This window comes from Prosthecobacter algae, from assembly GCF_039542385.1.
Taxonomy (GTDB): Bacteria; Verrucomicrobiota; Verrucomicrobiia; order Verrucomicrobiales; family Verrucomicrobiaceae; genus Prosthecobacter; species Prosthecobacter algae.
Window position 1 is genome coordinate 59,812 of the sequence record NZ_BAABIA010000013.1, and the last position, 19,962, is coordinate 79,773.

General features: G+C 62.2%; 16 protein-coding genes. 12 read left to right on the forward strand and 4 right to left on the reverse strand.

All coding sequences use genetic code 11. The features are described from left to right. Positions 1–4: 4 nt before the first annotated feature. Positions 5–2,587: a VWA domain-containing protein gene (locus tag ABEB25_RS23160; RefSeq protein WP_345738836.1), complete on the reverse strand. Its 2,583-nt coding sequence runs from the start codon at positions 2,585–2,587 to the stop codon at positions 5–7. 127 nt (positions 2,588–2,714) lie between these two features. Here ABEB25_RS23160 and ABEB25_RS23165 point away from each other — a divergent pair, with 127 nt between their 5' ends. The 4 genes from ABEB25_RS23165 (at position 2,715) to ABEB25_RS23180 (ending at position 6,496) form a co-directional block, all read left to right on the forward strand. Further along, positions 2,715–3,947, forward strand: coding sequence for a thymidine phosphorylase (locus tag ABEB25_RS23165; protein WP_345738837.1), 1,233 nt, complete (start codon positions 2,715–2,717; stop codon positions 3,945–3,947). Between the two features lie 97 nt (positions 3,948–4,044). Beyond that, entirely contained in the window at positions 4,045–4,578 is a 534-nt protein-coding gene (locus ABEB25_RS23170; protein WP_345738838.1) for a hypothetical protein, read from the forward strand. A 17-nt stretch (positions 4,579–4,595) separates the two neighbouring features. Then, the gene (locus ABEB25_RS23175) at positions 4,596–5,522 is read left to right on the forward strand and encodes a LysM peptidoglycan-binding domain-containing protein (protein ID WP_345738839.1); all 927 of its coding nucleotides are present in this window, start codon (positions 4,596–4,598) and stop codon (positions 5,520–5,522) included. Between the two features lie 14 nt (positions 5,523–5,536). Further along, the gene (locus ABEB25_RS23180) at positions 5,537–6,496 is read left to right on the forward strand and encodes an acetyl-CoA carboxylase carboxyltransferase subunit alpha (protein ID WP_345738840.1); all 960 of its coding nucleotides are present in this window, start codon (positions 5,537–5,539) and stop codon (positions 6,494–6,496) included. 136 nt (positions 6,497–6,632) lie between these two features. Here ABEB25_RS23180 and bcp read toward each other — a convergent pair whose 3' ends face one another. After that, the gene (gene bcp, locus ABEB25_RS23185; RefSeq protein ID WP_345738841.1) at positions 6,633–7,106 is read right to left on the reverse strand and encodes a thioredoxin-dependent thiol peroxidase; all 474 of its coding nucleotides are present in this window, start codon (positions 7,104–7,106) and stop codon (positions 6,633–6,635) included. 197 nt (positions 7,107–7,303) lie between these two features. On the opposite strand from bcp, the gene ABEB25_RS23190 reads away from it, so the two are divergent. The 8 genes from ABEB25_RS23190 (at position 7,304) to ABEB25_RS23225 (ending at position 15,868) form a co-directional block, all read left to right on the forward strand. Beyond that, positions 7,304–9,529 carry an NADP-dependent isocitrate dehydrogenase gene (locus ABEB25_RS23190; protein ID WP_345738842.1) on the forward strand — a complete coding sequence of 742 codons (2,226 nt, stop codon included), beginning with the start codon at positions 7,304–7,306 and terminating at the stop codon, positions 9,527–9,529. Between the two features lie 246 nt (positions 9,530–9,775). Further along, positions 9,776–10,210 carry a YciI family protein gene (locus ABEB25_RS23195; protein WP_345738843.1) on the forward strand — a complete coding sequence of 145 codons (435 nt, stop codon included), beginning with the start codon at positions 9,776–9,778 and terminating at the stop codon, positions 10,208–10,210. A 73-nt stretch (positions 10,211–10,283) separates the two neighbouring features. Then, positions 10,284–11,246, forward strand: a complete 963-nt coding sequence (locus ABEB25_RS23200) for a Fic family protein (RefSeq protein ID WP_345738844.1) — start codon at positions 10,284–10,286, stop codon at positions 11,244–11,246. Positions 11,247–11,311: 65 nt separating this feature from the next. Further along, a complete protein-coding gene (locus tag ABEB25_RS23205) occupies positions 11,312–12,298 on the forward strand; it encodes a L,D-transpeptidase (RefSeq protein ID WP_345738845.1) in 987 nt (328 codons plus the stop codon). Positions 12,299–12,396: 98 nt separating this feature from the next. Beyond that, positions 12,397–12,855: a NanQ anomerase/TabA/YiaL family protein gene (locus ABEB25_RS23210; RefSeq protein ID WP_345738846.1), complete on the forward strand. Its 459-nt coding sequence runs from the start codon at positions 12,397–12,399 to the stop codon at positions 12,853–12,855. A 179-nt stretch (positions 12,856–13,034) separates the two neighbouring features. Continuing rightward, positions 13,035–13,919: an ATP phosphoribosyltransferase gene (gene hisG / locus ABEB25_RS23215; protein WP_345738847.1), complete on the forward strand. Its 885-nt coding sequence runs from the start codon at positions 13,035–13,037 to the stop codon at positions 13,917–13,919. Positions 13,920–13,949: 30 nt separating this feature from the next. Beyond that, positions 13,950–14,054, forward strand: coding sequence for an AURKAIP1/COX24 domain-containing protein (locus ABEB25_RS23220; protein WP_133796641.1), 105 nt, complete (start codon positions 13,950–13,952; stop codon positions 14,052–14,054). Positions 14,055–14,125: 71 nt separating this feature from the next. Next, positions 14,126–15,868, forward strand: a complete 1,743-nt coding sequence (locus ABEB25_RS23225; protein ID WP_345738848.1) for a tetratricopeptide repeat protein — start codon at positions 14,126–14,128, stop codon at positions 15,866–15,868. Between the two features lie 1,043 nt (positions 15,869–16,911). Here the strand turns inward: ABEB25_RS23225 and ABEB25_RS23230 are convergent. Both ABEB25_RS23230 and ABEB25_RS23235 read right to left on the reverse strand, forming a co-directional pair. After that, positions 16,912–17,280: a DUF2237 family protein gene (locus ABEB25_RS23230; RefSeq protein WP_345738849.1), complete on the reverse strand. Its 369-nt coding sequence runs from the start codon at positions 17,278–17,280 to the stop codon at positions 16,912–16,914. Positions 17,281–17,351: 71 nt separating this feature from the next. Continuing rightward, positions 17,352–19,955 (reverse strand): hypothetical protein, encoded by a 2,604-nt coding sequence (locus tag ABEB25_RS23235; protein ID WP_345738850.1) that lies wholly within the window; start codon positions 19,953–19,955, stop codon positions 17,352–17,354. Positions 19,956–19,962 lie beyond the last annotated feature (7 nt).

The following is a 19,962-nucleotide window of genomic DNA, read 5'->3' on the forward strand; positions in this document are numbered from 1 at the left end:
TGTGCTACTTTTTTTGCGGAACAACCAGTTCCCAGATGCCCTGCACATGCTCCCAACGGCGGATGGCCAGATCCACCAGGAAGAGGAACAGCAGGGTGAGGATGAGTGAGGGCCAGAGCTCAATGTACTGCACCGCACGGGTCTGGCTGAGATCGGGCACCTGGCCGGGCTGCAGCACCTTGCCACCGGTGATTTGCGTGGCCTGCTGGAGGAGGGATTCATTGACGGTGCCCAGGCTGGCCTCGCTGCCGGGATTGTGGACAAGACCTGCCGAGACCATCTCGGCCCCGCTTTGGGCGCGGATGAGGTAGACGCCGGGTTGGTCGGGGCGAAAGCTGCCTTCGTACCTGCCGGGGCCCGTTTGGCCTAACGAAAGGTTTTGCACGGGCTTCAAAGGGGCACCCAGGGCGTCTGCCGCCACAAAGAAGACTTCCGCCTGCACACGGGCATCATTGGCACGGGTGCCTGCATCTTCTTCCAGGTCCACTTGCAGCAGGGCATCATCCCCGCGCATCTCGGTGGCCAGATCCATGTGGCGGCCCTGCGGCGGGCGGGCGGTCTCGCGGAGGAGCTGCGACCAGAAGCGGCTGAAGTCCGGCCAGCGCACGATCCACAGGGAGGCCCAGCGGCTTTTCGCATCGCTGGTGAAGGCGGTCACCTTGCCCAGGCCAAAGCGCCAGTGCGCCAGCAGCGGATCGCCCATGTCGGTCAGCAGGGGGACCTGGGCGGTGGATTTGCGGATGGTTTTGACGTAGCCCAGCAAGTCTGGCGAGGTCCATTTGTCAAAGCCGGCCAGCATGGGGTGCTTTTCCACCAAGTTTGGGATGAAAGGTTCCTCGCGCATCATGCGGCCCGTGTGCATCAGGGTGTCCTGGGTGAAGATGCGGGTGATGCTGGCGGCATCCGTGGTGGTGTAGGACTGGCCGCCACCGCTGCTGGCGATGGCTTGCAGCAGGGCCACATGCGACCCTTCACCGATGGAGACGGTGGAAATGGTGATGCCCTCGCCACGGCACTGGGAGGCCATGGCCTCATAACCCGTGCCGGAGGTCTGGCCATCGGTGAGGATGATCATGTGCTTCACCTTGGCCTTCACCCGCCGCAGGGCATCGCGGGCCTGCTCCAAGGCGGGCTGCAGATTCGTGCCGCCGCCTGAGGCCACGGAGGAAATCTGTCCCGCGATGGTGGCGGTGGAGGTCAGCCGGGTCATCGGGGCCACCACATGGGCCTCGCTATCGAAGGCATAAATGCCGATGAAGTCATTCCGCCCAAGCACCTCGGCGGTGGCGATGGAGGCGCTTTTGGCCATCTCCAGCTTTTCACCCGCCATGGAGCCGGACCGATCCATGACGATGGCCACGGCGGCGCTTTGTTTTTCCTCTTCATCGGGCGCTTTCAGCCTAACGGGAAGGATGTCATCAATGGGCGTCTTGTAGAAACCACCGAGGCCGAAGCTGTTGGGCCCGCCGAGCATGAGAAAGCCGCCGCCCAGCTTGTCCACATAATCACGCATCGCATTCATGGCCCCTTCGCCGATCTGGTGGGCGGGCACGTCGCTGAGGATGATGCCGTCGTAACCGGAGAGTTGATCGAGCGTGCTGGGGATGTTGCCCGGCTGGCGGAGATCCAACTCGATGCCTTCTTTGGCCATGGCCTGCTGGAGGTAGGCGGCCTCGCCCGTTTCGCTGTCCAGGTAAAGCAGGCGCAGGCGGCCGCGCACATCCACCAGGGTCAGGGCGCTGTTGTTGGCCGGGATGGAATCCGCCGCGATGCCTTCCAGCACGGCGCGATATTTGAAGGTGTCGCGTGTTCCCGGGGTGCGGGTGAAGGTTTCCGCCAGGGGCTGTCCAGGCCTCAGGGTCACGGGCCGTTGCTCCACCTGAATGCCATTTTCGAAAAGCTTCAGCGTGCCCTGCGTCTCCAGGGTGGACTCCAGGTGGGCGGTGAGTTTCAGCGTCGCACCTTCATTCAGGCGGTTACGGCTGGCCACCAGCTCGCGCACTCGGGCATCGGGCTTGCGCGGCCCTGCCACTGGCAGCGCATGGATGCGCACGCCCGAGACACTGGCCTGGCGCGCCGCCTCCAGCAGACGACCACGAGTTTCATGCCCGTCGCCAATGAGCACGATGTCGCGGCTGGCCCCGGCGGGGAAAAGCGCCTGCGCATAGTCCACGGCGGCGCTGTAGTGGCTGTCGCCTCCGTGGGTGGTGAGAAAGGTGGCCACGTCCGGCTTCGGGCCTTCGGGCAGCAGGGCAGGCTCATCACCCAGCAGCACCACAAAGCTTTCCGCCTCTGCGCCCAGGCTCCCTTGCAGACGGCGTGCCTCCGCGAGGCCTTTTTCGATCCCTTCCGCCCCCATGCTCTGGCTGGCATCCAGGATGATGCCCAGGGCCTTTTTGCCCGTTTGGGAAACCCGCGCTGGACCGGCCAGGGCTGCGAGTGCCAGCAGGATGCCCACCGCCCGCACCACCAGCAGCAGCCGCTTCCGCAGGCCCTCCATGGGGTGCGCGGACTGGCTTTCAAACCACAGCAGCAAAGCCAGGGCGGGCAGGGCCAGCAGCAAGAGTTTCGGTGATTCCCAATCCATGTGTATCTAACGTGAATGCTAGGGGGGAATGAGACACTTCCAAGCAGCAAGTACAGGCAGATGAGGGAATAAGCTTGGGCGGGTTCCCTGCTTGCCCAAGCCTGCCGGGACGGTTTATTCTCGGCCCATGCACATTCCCTCCCTCATCGAATCCAAACGCGAAGGGGGCGAACTGTCGCGTGAGCAGATCTCTGGCCTCATCACGGCCTTCACCCGAGGGGACATGCCGGACTACCAGATGAGCGCCCTGGCGATGGCCATCTTTTTCAAAGGCATGACCGGGGCGGAAACGACCGCGCTGACGGAGGCCATGCTGCACAGCGGCTCCGTCCTGCAATGGCCTGCGGATGCACCCATGCGGGTGGACAAGCACTCCACCGGCGGCATTGGCGACAAGACCTCCCTCGTCCTCGCCCCCTTGCTGGCCTGCGATGGTGTGTGGGTGCCCATGATCTCCGGGCGCGGCCTGGGCATCACCGGCGGTACTTTGGATAAGCTGGATTCCATCCCCGGCTTCCGCACCCAGTTCAGCGAATCCGAAATCTACAAGACCCTGCCCATCACCGGCTGCCTCATGGTGGGCCAGACGGCGAACATTTGCCCGGCAGATAAGAAACTCTACGCCCTGCGCGATGTCACCGGCACGGTGCAGAGCATCCCGCTCATCACCGCCAGCATCCTTTGCAAAAAGCTGGCCGAGGGGCTGAACCGGCTGATCCTGGATGTGAAGTATGGCAGCGGGGCCTTCATGAAGACGGAGGCCCAGGCCCATGAGCTGGCGCAGAGCATGGTCACCGTCGGGCGGTCGCTGGGGGTGCGGTCCAGTGTCCGGCTCAGCCGCATGGATGAGGCCACGGGCGAGTCTGCGGGGAATGCCCTGGAAGTCATCGAATGCGTGCGTTGTCTCCAGGGCCAGGGGCCACCAGATTTGGAAGCCATCGTCTTGGACCTTGCGTGTGCCGTTTCCATCTCCCCTCGGGCGGAGCTGGCGCGCATGCTGCGGGACGGGCGGGCCTGGGCGAAGTTTCAGCACATGGTGGAGGTCCAGGGCGGCCAGGTGGACAGCCTGGAGCGGCTGCACCTCATCCACCGTGCCCCGGTCATTCATGAAATGAAGGCCCCAGCCAGCGGCAGGCTGGCGAAGCTGGATGCGGGCACTCTGGGCCGTGCCGTGCTGGAGCTCGGCGCCGGGCGGGCCAAGGCCAGCGATCCGGTGGACCCCGCCGTGGGGGTGGACCAGATGCGCAAAGTGGGGCAGGAAATCCGTGCTGGCGAGGTGCTGCTGCGCATCCATGCCCGCAGCCAGGCCGCAGCGGAGGCGGCGGAAAAAGCCATCCTGGCAGGGCTGGTGGTGGAGTGAGCAGGGGGCCCTTCTCGAAAATGAGGGACGGCCCCCCGTCCCAGTTGGAGAAATCATTCGCCCTGAACGCTTTGTGTTCTATGCTGACTAACCCCTAATGCACACGGAGTACGATATCCAATACGCCCTGGAAAACACCCAGGTGCTGCACGAGCCCGACCGCCGGATAGACACCTTTGGTTCCACCCAGTTTGAGTTTCAACTGGTGACCGAACTCATGGACAGCGTGAACACCACCCGTGTCCGCCAGGGCAAACTGACGGCTGAAAAGCCCCTCATCCTGCGTCCCGATCCTGCGGCGATCGCCGACTTTGATTTTGACGGTTTTGGTCCTCAAGGTGACGCCTTTGGCGAGTTCCTGAAGGAAAACCTGCACCGTCTGGCCATTCTGAAATATGGCTTCAAGTTCAAAATGGACGACATGACCGAGGAACTCGTCCACGAGCCCATGGAGGCCGTCTGCGGCAAGCTCCTGGAGGAGATCCGCGTTTCCGGCAACCCCATGCGCGCAGTGATTTCCGGCGTGGATGACACCTGGGAAATCTGCCTGCTGAAATTCACGGTGGAAATGATCGAGAAGTCCCAAAAAATCAATCTTTTCGACTTTAAGCGTCGCGGCCTCCTCGGCTAGGCGCATTCTCATCCCCTATGGCCAAGGCGCAGCTCAAGCTTCTGCTCTTCCTCATCGTCCTGGGTGTCACGCTGGGCAGCATGGCTGCGGCCTATTACATCTACGACAAGATCTTGCGTCCGGACAAACGCATCCAGGCGGAGATCGCCACCATCAAGAAAAGCGATCTGCCGCCCGTCGATCCAGGGGCCAAGCGCTTCAATGCCGCCATCGACTTGATCAAAGCCGGCCGCATCGAGGAGGGGCGCGACGGCCTCTTCAAGCTAGTGAACCAGTTCCCCGCCTCCCCCACCTGTGTGGAGGCCAAGCGCATCATCGGCGAGATCAATCTGGACCAGCTTTTCGCCTCGGAATCCAAGGCGGGAAAGAAGGACTACATCGTCCAGCCAGGAGATTCCCTGGCCCTCATTGCTAACAAGCAGGGCACCACCCTGGACATGCTCATCCGCCTCAATGGCCTCATGGGCACCGTCCTCCAGCCAGGGGATCACCTGGCCATCCTGCCGCTGGATTTTAGCATTCGGGTGGATATGTCTGAAAAGACCGTCTCCCTCTGGCGCAAGGTGGGGGAAAAGGAGTTTTTCTTCAAAGAGTACCTCGCTAGCGACATCCGCCTGCCCACTGGCCTGCGAGTACCTGTTGAAAATGGAATGGAAATCAAAGGCAAGGCCGCCATGCTCGATGGCAAGGCCATTCTTTCCACCGACCCACGCTACACCGAGGCAGAAAAGTGGCTGCCCGGTAGCCGTGGCGTCCGCACGGACATTTTGCTGCGCACTCCGCCGCCTGCCAAACCGGCCCCCGCCGCTGGCACCGCTGCCCCGGCACCGGGCGTCCCCGAACTGGACGACACCCCGGAACCCGGTGTTTTTCTCGCCCGAGAAGACCTCGAAGAAATGTTTGCCCTGGTCCGCAACGGCTCCAAACTCTACTTCATCCGTTAATTGCCCCTTTTTACATGAAACACGTCCTGGAATTCGAAAAGCCCGTCGTCAAACTCCGCGAAGAGATCGAAGAGGCCAAAAAGAAATTCGCGTCCAAGCCCAGCGACAAGCTGGCTGGCCAGATCTCTGACATGGAAAAGAAGGCCGAAACCCTTCTGCGTGACATCCACAACAACCTCAATCCCTGGCAGCGCGTGCAAATCTCCCGTCACACCAACCGGCCCTTCATGCTGGATTACGTGAAGCACTGCTGCGAAGATTTCACCGAATTGCATGGCGACCGCCATATCGGTGATGACCAGGCCATGCCTGCAGGTCTCGCCACCTGGGGCGGTAAAAAAGTAGTCATCATCGGCCACCAGAAAGGCCGTGATACCAAGGAGAACCTCCTTCGCAACTTTGGCAGCGCCCATCCCGAAGGCTACCGCAAGGCCCTCCGCCTCATGCGCATGGCCGAGAAATTTGGCCTGCCTATCGTCACTCTCATTGATACTCCCGGGGCCTTCCCAGGCATCGGCGCGGAAGAGCGCAACATCGCCGAAGCCATCGCTTTCAACCTTCGTGAAATGATGCTCCTGCGCACCCCCATCGTCGCCGTCGTCATCGGTGAAGGCGGTTCCGGCGGTGCCCTGGGCATCGGCGTGGCCGACAAGGTGCTCATGATGGAAAACGCCTATTACAGCGTCATCAGCCCCGAAGGATGCGCCGCCATCCTTTGGAAGCACCGCGAGCACGCCCCCGAGGCCGCCTCTGCCCTGAAGCTCAGCGCCCAGGATCTGTCCAAGCTCGGCATCATCGACGGCATCGTCCCGGAACCTGCCGGTGGTGCCCACAATGACCACTACGTGGCCGCTATGGCCCTGAAGGACGCGGTGTTGAATGCCATCGCCGATCTCGAAAAACTCAGCACCCCAGATCTCCTCGAAGGCCGTTACCAGAAATTCCGCGCCCTCGGCAAATACACGGAGAACTGATCCGCCGCACGCGACGGTTTCTTTGAAGGGACGGCAGAAATGCCGTCCCTTTTTGGTGTCGTTTTGCCTAACAAATAATGAAACAGTATTTCGGAGGTGGTGCAAAAAAGTGCCCGAGGCAACTCGCGTGCAGGGTTCACAGCACCGCCAGCACCTGGGCCAGATGCTCTTCGGGTTTCACTTTCGGAAACACGGCTTTGATCTTGCCATCGGGCCCGATGACAAAGGTGGTCCGTTCCGTGCCCATGTACTTTTTGCCATACATGCTTTTCTCCACCCACACGCCATAGGCATTGACGATGGCCTGATCTTCATCGCTGAGGATGGGGAAGGGGAGGGCGTGTTTCTGGATGAACTTTTCGTGGCTCTTCACGCTGTCGATGCTCACGCCAAAGACCTTCGCCTTGGTGCTGATGTCTGCCCAGCCATCGCGCAGGGCGCAGGCCTGCTTGGTGCAGCCGGGCGTGTCGTCCTTCGGGTAAAAGTAGAGGACAACGGTTTCGCCCTTGAGGTCGCTGAGTTTGACTTTCGCCCCAGGGGCGTAGTCACCACCGACGACGGCAGCATGAAAGGCGGGGGCTTTGGAACCGGGAGTGAGTATGGAGGCCATGCGGGTGAAAACGGATCGGGCATTCGTCGAGATGCGAAAAAAGACAGGGCAGTCGGCTGCCCGATGGCCAACAGGGCGCGCGAATCCTGCGGTTTTGCTCGCGTTTTCTGCGCATTTCTCCCGGCTGCCAGGCACCTTGACCGTTGCACACCGGGGCAGGCGCGTCTAGCTCTGGAGGGTCCAGAAATCATCCCGACATGTCCTCCAAGCCCACCATCATCTACACGAAGACAGACGAAGCTCCCGCTCTCGCCACCTACTCCCTGCTGCCGATCGTTGAAGCCTTCACCCAGTCCTCCGGCATCGCGGTGGAAACTCGGGACATCTCTCTGGCGGGCCGCATCCTGGCCAATTTCCCAGACTGCCTGACGCCTGACCAGCAGATCCCGGATGAACTGGCCTACCTGGGCAAGCTCTGCGTGGCCCCTGAGGCGAATATCATCAAGCTGCCGAACATCTCCGCCTCCGTGCCCCAGCTCAAGGCGGCTGTGGCCGAGCTGCAGGGCCAGGGCTACAAGCTCCCCGACTATCCTGAAAATCCCCAGACGGATGCCGACAAAGAAATCAAGGCCCGCTATGCCAAGGTGATGGGCAGCGCGGTGAACCCTGTGCTGCGTGAGGGTAACTCCGACCGCCGTGCGCCGAAGGCTGTGAAGGAATACGCCCGCAAAAATCCTCATTCCATGGGCAAGTGGAGCACCGCCTCGAAGACCAGCGTGGGCACGATGGGGCAGAACGATTTCTTCTCCAATGAGAAGTCCGTCGTGGTGGCTGAGGCCACCGATGTGAAGATCGAGTTCGTCGGCAAAGACGGCAGCACCAAGGTCCTGAAGGCTTGCACCCCTCTGAAGGCGGGCGAGATCCTGGACGGCACCTTCCTCAGCAAGAAGGCCCTGCTGGCTTTCCTGGAGGCGCAGATCGCCAAGGCCAAGGCCGATGGCGTGCTTTTCTCCCTGCACATGAAGGCCACCATGATGAAGGTCAGCGACCCCATCATCTTCGGCCACGCTGTGCGAGTGTTCTTCAAGGACGTCGTCAGCAAACACGCCGCCGCTTTGACCGAACTGGGCGTGGACTTTAACAACGGCTTTGGCGACCTCATCGCCAAGCTGGACAAGCTGCCTGCCGACAAGAAGGCCGAGATTGAGGCCGACATCCAGGCTGCCTATGCCAATGGCCCCGCCATCGCCATGGTGAACTCGGACAAAGGCATCACCAACCTACACGTGCCGAGCGACGTGATCGTGGACGCTTCCATGCCGGCCATGATCCGCACCTCCGGCCAGATGTGGAATGCCGCAGGCAAACCGCAGGACACCCTCGCGGTGATCCCGGATAGCTGCTACGCCGGTGTCTATCAGACCGTCATTGATTTCTGCCGCACCACCGGTGCCCTGGATCCCAAGACCATGGGCACGGTACCAAACGTCGGCCTCATGGCCCAGGCCGCTGAGGAGTACGGCTCCCACAACAAGACCTTCGAAGTCCCTGCCGACGGCACCGTGAAGGTGACCGATAGCGCTGGCAATGTTCTCTTCTCCCACGAAGTCGAGGCGGGCGACATCTGGCGTGCCTGCCAGACCAAAGATGCCCCCGTGCAGGACTGGGTGAAGCTGGCCGTCAACCGTGCCCGCGCCACCAGTTCCCCCGCCATCTTCTGGCTGGACGAAAAGCGCGCTCACGATGCCCAGATCATCGCCAAGGTGAAACAGTACCTGGCCAACCACGACACCACCGGGCTGGACATCCGCATCCTCCCGCCCGCCCAGGCCTGCCAGTTCAGTCTGGAGCGCATCAAGGCCGGCCAGGACACCATCTCCGTCACCGGCAACGTGCTGCGTGACTACCTCACCGACCTCTTCCCGATCCTCGAACTCGGCACCAGCGCCAAGATGCTCTCCATCGTCCCGCTGATGAATGGCGGCGGTCTGTTTGAAACCGGTGCCGGTGGCTCCGCGCCGAAGCATGTGCAGCAGTTCCTCGAAGAAAACTACCTGCGCTGGGATTCCCTGGGCGAGTTCCTCGCCCTCGCTGTCTCCCTGGAACACCTCAGCGAAACCTGCAAAAACCCCAAGGCCAAAGTGCTGGCGGATACTCTGGACGCCGCCACCGGCAAGTTCCTCGACTTCGACCGCTCCCCAGGTCGCAAGCTGGGCACCATTGACAACCGTGGCAGCCACTTTTACCTCGCCCTCTACTGGGCCCAGGCCCTGGCCGAACAATCGGCTGACGCAGAACTTCAAGCCCAGTTCAAACCCATCGCCGAAGAGCTCACCGCCAACGAAGCCAAGATCGTTGAAGAACTCATCGCCGTTCAGGGCAAGGCCGTGGACATCGGCGGTTACTTCAAGCCGAACGACCAGAAAGCCAGCGAAGCCCTGCGCCCCAGCATCACACTGAACGACATCCTGGCCAAGCTGTAAGCCTTGCCTTTGAGGGCCTTGATTGCGCCTTTCATCAAGAAACCCGTCGCCCGCAAGGCGGCGGGTTTTTTGTGATCTGTTCGCGGCTTCGGCCATGGCGTTATGGCCCACAAAAAAGAGGATTGCGCCTGTCCTTTTAGACTCAGTTCGTTCGTCATGACATTGAAGCGGGGGGCTTGCTAAACGGTCACTGTGACCTGAGGCATCCTCGCCTAACTAAAAATCCAACAAGAAAGAAACACGGCAATGAGAGTCATGGTCATGATCAAGGCAACGAAGAACTCTGAAGCTGGCGTGATGCCAGGTGAGGAGCTGCTGACGGCGATGGGCAAGTTCAATGAAGAACTGGTGGCCGCTGGGGTGATGCTGGCAGGCGACGGCCTGCACCCCAGCCAGAAGGGCAAACGGGTGAAGTTTTCCGGTGGAAAGCGGACCATCATCGACGGTCCCTTTGCGGAGACGAAGGAACTGATCGCCGGTTACTGGATCTGGCAGGTGAAGTCCATGGTCGAGGCTTTGGAGTGGATGAAGCGCTGCCCGGATCCCATGCCAGGCGAAGAGTCCGATGTGGAGCTACGCCCCCTGTTTGAGATGGAAGATTTCGGCGAGGAACTGACCCCGGAACTGCGCGAACAGGAAGACCGCCTCCGCACCGAACTGGAACGCCAGCAGGGGGTGTGAAGTGCGCTGGGAGATTTCCTGCGGCCAAAAGAAGAACATTTGCCATGATAGTCTCATTTGATACTATCATGGCATGAGGCCCCCTTTTGAAATCACTCCCCGCGCGGCCAGCCTGCTGGCGGAGGTTGAGCGGCTGCTAGGAAGGTACGAAGGGGCCCAGGTGGCTCCCGCAGGGCCCATGCTGCGCCGTTCGATGCGGGTGCGGACGATCCAGGCCAGCCTGGAAATCGAGGGAAATACCTTGTCGGAAGAACAGGTGACCGCAGTGCTGGAAGGCAAACGTGTGCTGGCACCAGAAAGGGATCTGCGAGAGGTCCAGAATGCCATCCGTTGCTATGACAAGCTGCACCGGTGGAAGCCAGCTTCGACCAAGCATCTTCTGGAAGCGCATCAGGTGATGATGGCGGGGCTGGTGCAGCGGCCGGGAGCTTGGCGCAGCCGGGGCGTGGGCATTGCCAAAGGGAATCTGATCGCGCATGTGGCTCCCCCTGCGGATCGCGTGGCAGGGTTGATGAATTCATTGTTTGAGTGGATGAAAGCGGAGACGCAAGTGCCCGCGCCTGTTCTGGCTGCCATTTGCCACTATGAGATGGAGTTCATTCACCCCTTCGAAGATGGCAATGGCCGTCTGGGGCGTCTTTGGCACAGCCTCATTTTATTTCATCATCACCCCGTCTTTGCGCAGGTGCCCATCGAGTCTGCCATTCGCGATCGTCAGGCGGACTACTATGCCGTTCTGGGCTTGTGCGATAAGGCCGGGAAGTCATCGCTCTTTATCGAATTTTCTTTGGAACTGACGCTCGCGGCCCTTACCTCCATGGTCATCTCTCCACAGTCTCGCACTCGCATGTCCGGTGTAGAGCGGATGTCTGTGGCACGGGGCCTGATGGGGGTGCAGGCCTTTTCTCGCAAAGATTACCTGGGCCATTTCCCTGGCTTGTCTCCGGCGACGGCCAGCCGAGATCTTCAGCAGGCAGTTGACGAGGGCACTTTGAAAAAGACCGGAGACAAGGCCACGGCAAGGTACCGCTTTTAATGCCCTGCCCGAGCCAATCGATGGGCCGAGAGGGAATAAAGTGCTCCCCACGCACTCCTAAAACCATGCAATTTCCTTTTCGCGTGGGTTCACGTGCTCATGCCGGGGCCGCGATGGCCCTGCTCGGTCTTTTGGGTCTAACCGGATGTGTGACTCCAAATCACCGCACCCCAGACCCCGTGGTGGATGCGATGTCGCGGGACCGCACCGTGCAACTGCAGATCTTTCTCGATGCCCAGCGCTTCGGCCCTGGGGTGGTGGATGGCCACCCGGGTGAATTCACCAGCAAGGCCCTGGCGCTTTACCGGGAATCCCAGGGCCTGCCGCCGCAGGTGACTCCAGATGTCAGCGGCATCGCCCCCTACACCACCTATGCCGTCACGGCAGATGATCTGGGCCGCCTGGGAGCAATGGCGCGGGAGCCTGCGGAACAGGCCCAGCAGAAGACACTCCCCTACACGAGCCTTGCAGAGCTCATCGCCGAGCGTTTTCATACCACCGTGGCCTTCGTCGCCGAGCTGAATCCTGGCCGCCAGGTGGATGCGCTGACGGTGGGGGAGGTGATCCGCGTGCCCAATATTCAGCGGCCCTTCCGCGTGGATGCCTACCCCTCCAGCTATTCCAAGCTGGCTGCCTCTGCGACGGAATCACGGCGCGTGGTGGTGGATACCCGGCTGCGCATGCTGCGGGTGACGGAGGGGGCTCGTCTGCTGGCCGCCTTTCCCCTGACACCGGGCTCGGACGAGCACCCGGCACCGCTGGGAGAATGGAAGATCACCGGTGCGGTGCCCTGGCCCTGGTACCGCTACGATGAAGGCGTGCTGAAGCGCGGTGAGCGCACCGAAACCTTTTACAACCTGCCGCCCGGGCCGAACAGTCCCGTAGGCGTCTTGTGGACGGGGCTGAACCGTCCCGGCGTGGGCATTCACGGCACCGCTTTCCCCGAGACGATTGGCCGCTCCGGCAGCCACGGCTGCATCCGTCTGTCCAATTGGGATGCGGCCACCTTTTACACGCTGGTTCATAAGGGCATGGCCGTTACCATTCAGTGATGGGCCTTGCCCGTCTGGGAACTGGGGATTTATAGAGGGAATCAGGTCCTTGCTTGCGTCCCGCGCTGCCCGGTTCTAAAACGGCGTCCATACCATCCATGATCCTCGATACCCTCGAAAACGCCGCCCGTTACGAAGTCCTGTCCCCACGCTTTGCACAGGCATTTGCCTACCTGCGGGGAGTGGATGGCACGCAGGAGCTGGGCCGGGTGGACATTGCCGGCGATGACGTTTTTGCCATCGTCCAGACCTACACCACCAAGCCGCAGGAAAAGGCCCTGTTTGAGGCCCACCGGAAGTACATCGACGTGCAGTTCATTCATTCCGGGCGCGAAACCATTCTCTGGGCACCTTTGGCCACCATGAAGGAAGAGACACGGGCCTACACCCCGGAGAAAGAGGCCGCGCTGTGGAAGCTGGTGCCGGATGTCACCCCGCTGCACCTCAGCGCAGGCCATTTTGCCATCCTTTACCCAGAAGATGCCCACGCACCCTGCGTGGAGTGGGACGCCCCCAGCGAAGTCTTCAAGGTCGTGGTGAAGGTGGCCGTGGACTGAACCGCCAGGGAGCCTGCTGCCCTCTTTTTGCCTCCCAATCGCCGAGAAAAAAGAGCGAATAAAAGGCCCGTGCAGAGCCCGCAAAAGCGGCGAAAAAGACCGAGAAGTTTTTTTCGGGTTAAATAATCCTTTGCACCCTGCCAAACTCCGCTACTTTGCGCGCCCTTTTCCCCGACCAAATGGAACCCCCAAAGAACATCCTCCGACTCGGCCTGCCGAATGGCAGTCTCCAGGAGCCGACGCTTGAACTCCTGAAGCGCGCCGGGTTCCATGTGGTGGTTTCTTCCCGCTCTTATCGCCCCACCGTGGATGACAAGCAGCTCGAGCTGCGCCTCCTGCGCGCCCAGGAAATCGGCCGTTATGTCGATCATGGTTTCCTGGACTGCGGCATCACTGGCAAGGATTGGATCGCTGAGAACAAGGCCGACATCGAAGTCCTGGCCGAGTTCAATTACAGCCGCGCCACCTCCAATGCCACTCGCTGGGTGCTCGTGGTGCCTGAAGATTCCCCCATCCAGTCCGTCAAGGACCTGGAAGGCAAGCGCATCGCCACGGAAGCTGTGGGCCTGACCCAGACCTACCTGGAAAAGAACGGCGTCAAAGCCGAAGTCGAATTTAGCTGGGGTGCCACGGAAGTGAAGGTACCGGAACTGGTGGATGCCATCGTGGACATCACCGAGACCGGCAGTTCCCTCCGCGCCAACAAGCTACGGATCGTGGACACCCTGATGGAGAGCTATCCTCAGTTCGTGTCCAGCAAAGCGGCCTTCCAGGATGAATGGAAGCGCCAGAAGATGGAAACGCTCGTCCTGCTGCTGAAAGGCGCACTCGAGGCTCGCGACAAGGTCGGCCTCAAGATGAACGTGCCATCCTCCGCCCTGAAGGAGGTTGTCGCCAGCCTGCCTGCAGAGCGTTCCCCCACCATTTCTCAGCTCGCCAATGCGGACTGGGTTGCCGTCGAGACGGTCATTGCGGAATCCGTCGTGCGGGAGATCATCCCGCGGCTCAAATCTCTCGGTGCCGAGGGCATCGTGGAATATCCGCTAAACAAAGTCATCCCCTAGGATGACGCAAGAACACAGGAGAACACAGACATGGGATCGCTGAAAAAGCGCAGAAAGACGAAGATCAACAAGCACAAGCGCAAGAAGCGCATGCGCGCGAACCGTCACAAGAAGCGTTTGCGCTATAAGTCCTAAGCGCTAGCCTCGGTCACATGATGTGCCACCGTTCTGCGAAGAGAAACGCTCGATTCGCCGACGGGGGCACCATGTCCCGTAGCCGCCGCCGACTTCGAGTCTGCCTGCTCGGTCTGCTGACCCCGCTCTTCGGAGAGGGGAGCACAGGCCGCGAGCAGGCAGACTTGTCTTTCCCAGCCCTCACCAGCCCTCCAGCGCTGCACCTGCAGCGGGAAGGTGAGCGCGTGGCCGAGGCCCTGGCCCATTACACCAGCGCCCTCCAGTTTGAAAACTCCGGCAAGCTCCGCGAGGCGCTGGATCATTACCTGGCCGCCCTGGCCGTGGACCCCGCCAATCCGGACCTGGCCATGCACACGGCCGAGCTGGCCTACAGCTTCAAAGGCCGCAAGGAGGCCCTGGCCATTTTGCAAAAAGCCGTGCAGGACAGCCCGGACATCCCGGCGCCTTACCTGAACCTGGCCCGCTTTTGCGCCACCTACGCCCCGGACGATCCTTTTGAAAACGACCGCGCCCGGCAGACGCTGGAGACCGCCCTGCAAAAGTTCCCGCAAAAGGCCGAGGTTTATGGTTTCGCCGCCATCACCTACCTCACCCAGGGCCTTCGCAAGGATGCCATCGCCATCCTGGACAAAGCTCTCCGTCTGGAGATGCCCGACCCCGCCTTTTGGCTGACCCTGGGCCGCACCGCCCAGCAAATTTGGCCGCTGGCCCAGAGCGAAATGCGTGAGGAGCACGTGGCCCGGGTGAATGCCTTTTATGCCAAGGCCCTGCGCCACGCCCCCGGTGTGAAGCATGAGTCCGTGCAGCTCGAGGTCGCCCAATATTATCTGCTCAGCAATCAGCTCCCGGAAGCACGGGACCTGTGCGAAAAAATGGTGGCCCAAAATGGCCACCTGCCCGCACGCAAGCTCCTACATCGCCTCTACGATGCCTTTGGTGAAAAGGACAAGGCCCTGGCTCAACTGATCGAAATCGTGAAGGCCGATCCCAAGGATGTCGAGCAACGCCGCCAATTGGCCAGCGCCTATGAATCGCGCGACGATTTTGCCAAGGCCGTCCCTCATCTGGAGGCTGCCATCCAGATCGGCGGCGGGGAGGGGGAGGACTATCTGTACCTGGGCGAGCTGCTGCTGCGGGCTCAGCTTTTTGACAAGGTCATCCAGCTCAGCCAGCGCAGCGTGAAGCTGTTTCCAGACCAGGCCATGTTTTACGTCCAGGCCGCCCTGGCCCAGCGGTCACTCCAGCGCTGGGACAAAGCCATCGAGGCTTTTGAATCCGCCGACAAGATGGCCGAAAGCGGGCAGGGGGAGCTCATCAACCACCGCTTTTACTTCCAGTACGGCATCACCCTGGAACGCGGCGGCCGCCCGGATGACGCGGGCCGGATCTTTGAAAAATCCATCACCCTCACCCCGAAGGACGAGGCGGAATCTGCCGCCAACACGATGAACTACCTCGGCTACATGTGGTTGGAGCTCGACCGCCACCTGGACAAGGCCGGCGAGCTCATCCGCAAAGCCAACGAGCTGGAGCCGGACAACGCCGCCTATGTGGACAGCCTGGGCTGGTGGTATTTCAAAAAAGGTGACTATCCGAATGCGGTCAAAGAACTCCAGCGCGCCATCTCCCTCCTGGCGGAACTGCAGCCGGACGATGCCGAAATCATCGAGCATCTGGGCCAGGTTTACCTGAAAATGGACGACCTGGAAAAGGCCCGCGAGCAGTTTGAAAAAGCCCGCGCCCTCCAGCCCACCGATCCCCGCGTGCAAAAGCGCCTCCTCGAAGGCCTGAAGAAAACCGGCGTCGCCCCCTGAGGCCTAAAAAGCCGCAGCCCGTAGCTGCCCGCGCCAGCGGGTGGCCAGCGTCGAAATGTCTCGCCCGCTCGAGCTTCCCAAAACCCCACGCCCTGGCGGGCGCAGCTACACCCCGAAGCCTGTAGCTGCCCGCGCTAGCGGGTGGCCAGCGCCGAAAGGTCTCGCCCGCTCGAGCCCCCAACCCCCACGCCCTGGCGGGCGCAGCTACAGCTCGTAGCTGCCCGCGCCAGCGGGTGGCCTGCGTCGAAAGTTCTCCACCCCTTCGAGCTTCCCTCCCCAAACCCCACGCCCTGGCGGGCGCAGCTACACCCCGTAGCTGCCCGCGCCAGCGGGTGGCCTTCCCGCAGCCGCGAAGCGTCTTGGACTGCGCCAGTCCTCTGGCGCTTTCGAAAAGGTCTCACGCCTCCGTTCGCCCTGGAGCGCGGGCGTCCCGCCTGCCGTTTCACGCGTCTCGCGGGAAACCGTTCTCCCCACCCCGCAGCTCATGTCAGGCACCCCGCAGCAGCCACCTCGGTTCACGGTCTTCGGCGGGACGCCGAACACAGCACGCGAGACGCGTGCGCTCCATCTCAATCCCCACGCCCACATTGCCACACTTCCTGTTAATCCTGTCCATCTTGTCAATCCTGTAAAAACCGCCCCCATTCCACCACCGATCCCCGTCCGCCCCAAGCGTCCCCCAAGGAGCGGGACTTGCCAAGTCCCGGCCTTTGAACCTCCGCACCTCTCACACCACGTCTCCCCAAAGAATGGCAAAAAGAGATTGGGCAAAAGATAGGGCAATCCCCCCGCCTAACAACGGATGCAGCATTCATCGGACGCATCCTCATTCACCCCGCCTTCCCAAACCACGGGACTTGGCAAGTCCCGCTCCTTGGGCTGGGCCATCGCGGGCCACAGACCTTTTCAAAGCTCCCCTCCTGTCAATCCTGCCAATCCTGGAATCCTGTCTAAATTCCCCGTCAATCTTCCCGAATCACACGTTAGGCAAGTTCATCACCTGGATGCGCTTTCACCAGCCTAACAAAAGATGCTGCAAGAGTCTATTCCTCCGCAGCCAGGGCATGGGCCTGCAGGTCTTCCAGGTTCACCCACTCGATGGCGGAGGAATGCGTGGCCTCCAGGCAGACTTTTGGGGCCACCCCGGCATCAAAGGCCTCTTGCCAGCGGGTCACGCACAGGCACCAGCGGTCGCCGGGTTTCAGGCCGGGGAAGTCCCATTGCGGGGCCGGGGAGCTGAGGTCATTGCCGCGCTCCCGGGAGAACTTCAAAAACTCTTCCGTCACCTGCACGCAGACGGTGTGCAGGCCCACATCCCCCGCGCCTGTGCGGCAGTAGCCATCGCGGTAAAAGCCGGTCATGGGCTGGCGGCAGCAGCATTGGAGGTCTTGGCCGAGGACGTTGGTAGGCATGGTAAAGAAAGGAAGAGGGGGTTGGGGCTGCCGTCACATGGCCTGGGCGCAGGCAGCGAAGACGGGGCGGGTTACTTGCTGTCCCAGATGAAGTGCTCCAGGCGGATGCGGGTGGCCAGCTCTTTCGCCTCAGCGGCGCGGTCACCGGAGGAGGCGGCCAGCTTTTCTGCCAGACGGGCGGCGGCTTCCCATTCTTTGGCGGCTTCCAGAAGCTCGATGCCGAAAAAGCCAGCCCGGTAGTACCAGCGGAATTCGGCCGGGTTAGCCGGGCCGGTAAAGCCGCTGGCCTGGACCACGTTGTAGCAGGCTTCGAGGGCCTCATTGGTCCGTCCCGCCGCGTTCAGCACCGCCGCCAGCGTGTAGCCCGCACGGGCGCTCCACAGGTAGGTCAGGTCATCCTCACGCAGGAGTTGGCGCAGCGTGGTCACGGCCTTGTCCAGTTGGGGCGGGTCGGTTTTTCCCAGCAGCATCAGGATCTCCGCCCGCTCGCAGGTGAGGGAGCGGTGCATGTCTTCGGGCAGGTTTTTCTCCGTCAGCAGACTGTCCAGCAGCTTCAGGGCCTCAGCCTCCTGGCCCGCGCGGCGTTTGGCCAGGGCCTGCTGCTGGCGGGCAGGGATGCTCAGGGGGCCGCCCCGCTCGGCGAGCTGCTGCCACAGGTCGATGGCAGACTCCCGGCCCTCATCGCTCATCATGGAGATAGCGGCCATGCCGGCAAAGTAGAGGGCGGTATCCGCATAGGCGGAGGTGGCGTACTTCTGGGCCACCAGCTCAAATTCGGTGCGTGCGGAGGCGAAGTTTTCCAGGCGGTAAAAGGCATCGGCGATTTTCATCCGCACGGAGGCCGCCTGGGCAGCCTCGGGCCATTTGAGGAGGAAATCGTTTCCGGCCACCGTCAAGGCTTTCAGTTGGCCCTGCTTGTCCAGCATCCACAGACGGGTGATGGCGATCTGCTGGAGCTGGCCTTCCGTGGCCCCAGGCAGCGCAGCGGCGGCGTTCAGACTGTTTTCACTGGCCGCAAAGTCCGTCGGGATCTGTCCCAGCAGGGTCTCCGCCAAGGCGATGTGGGCCTGCACGAGGCGGGGATGACCGCTGTGCTTTTGAATGAAGGCACGTAAGGCCTCAGCGGCGGCAGGCTGGCCACGTGCAGCTAAGTCCAGCGCCTGGTCCAATTCCAGATCTGCCGCCGTATCGCCCGTTTTGACCGTGGTGGCGGCCCCTGCGCTGACGATTTCCAACTGGCTGAGGAGGCTCTGATACAGCACGGCCTCCCCGGCCCGCAGGGCGGCCACCCCGGCATTGTAGAGCGCGGCCCGGCGTTCCGCCAGCGTCACAGCCACATTGGCGGCTGCCTGGAAAAGAGTGGCCGCCTGCGCATAGTCGCTGCGGGTGTAGGCAGTGCCGGCGGTGACAAAATCCACCATGGCCGACTGCCCTGCGCCGTAGCGCTGCCGCCACTGATTGGCCAGGGCGGTCACTCGAGCGTCCGCCTTCAGCGCCCCATACGTTTCCAGGGCAAGACGCATGGCCTCGGCCCCCTGGGGGTGCCCGTGGTGGAGCTGTACCATCGCCTCCAGCAGGCCCAGGCCTTCCATCATCCGCTTCTGGCTCAGCAGCCAGCGGGACATCAGCAGCATGGCGTGGCCACGAAAGGTCTGGGTGGAGGCCAGGGGCTGCAAGGCTTGGCGCTGCACCGTATTGCCCTCCGTGATCCAGCGCAGGGCGGCATCTGGTGGCAGTACATGCAGGGGATCGGACTCGATCGCCCGTGCCAGCAGGTCAAAGGCCTCGCTCCACAGCAGGCTGTCCGTCGTGTTGTCCAGAAATTGGACGAGGGCCTCGATGCACTCGGCGGGTCGGGCCTGGCGCAGGCGGGTTTCGGCCAGCAGCACCGCCGCCGCATGGTGTACCCGCTCCCCGCCGCCGGAGGAGGCCACCAGCCCGGTCAGGGCAGTCTCGGCCTCGGCATAGCGGGCCAGTTCCACCAGGGCACGGGCGCGCAGCAGGCTGGCCGTGGGGTCGGCCTCATTGGCGGACAGCTTGGCCAGATCGTCCAGGGCAGGCTGAAAGTTGCCGGAATTCAGATCCAGCTCATCCATCATCAGGCGGGCCCGGCGGGCCGTCTCCGGGGTGGCGGCGCGGCGCAGCATCACCAGCAGCTCGCGGGCCGGGGTCGTCTGTTGGAGGGCCAGCCACACCTGGGCCAGCAGCAGCTTTTCCTGGCTGGTGGCCTCCTCGCTTTGCAGGCGATCTTCCAACAACTGGCGTGCGGCATCCAGCTCCCCCGCCACCACATGGGCCTGGGCCTGCCAGAAAGGTTTGTTCGGCACCTGCTCCGCAGCCAGCAGGGCCAGGGCGGCCCGGCCATCCTTCGCCCGCACCCAGGACTCCACCGCCAGACCTGCCAGGGTCTGGCGGTCCGTGCGGCTCCAGCCTTTTTGCTCCAGCAGGCGCGTCGCCTTGGTAGCGGCGACACCGGGCAGACCATCGCTGAGGGCCTGGTGGGCCAGGCGGTATTCGTTGTTGTCCTGCAATTCCTCCGCCAGCAGCGGCAGCGTGCTGACCCAGCAGAGGGCCTGGAGGCAGAGGAAATATCGTCGGGCGCGGAACATGCAGCCCCACGCTAGAGCAGGTGTGGCCAGTTTGCCAATGCGTTCCACCAGGGAAAGCACTGGCATGAAAGGT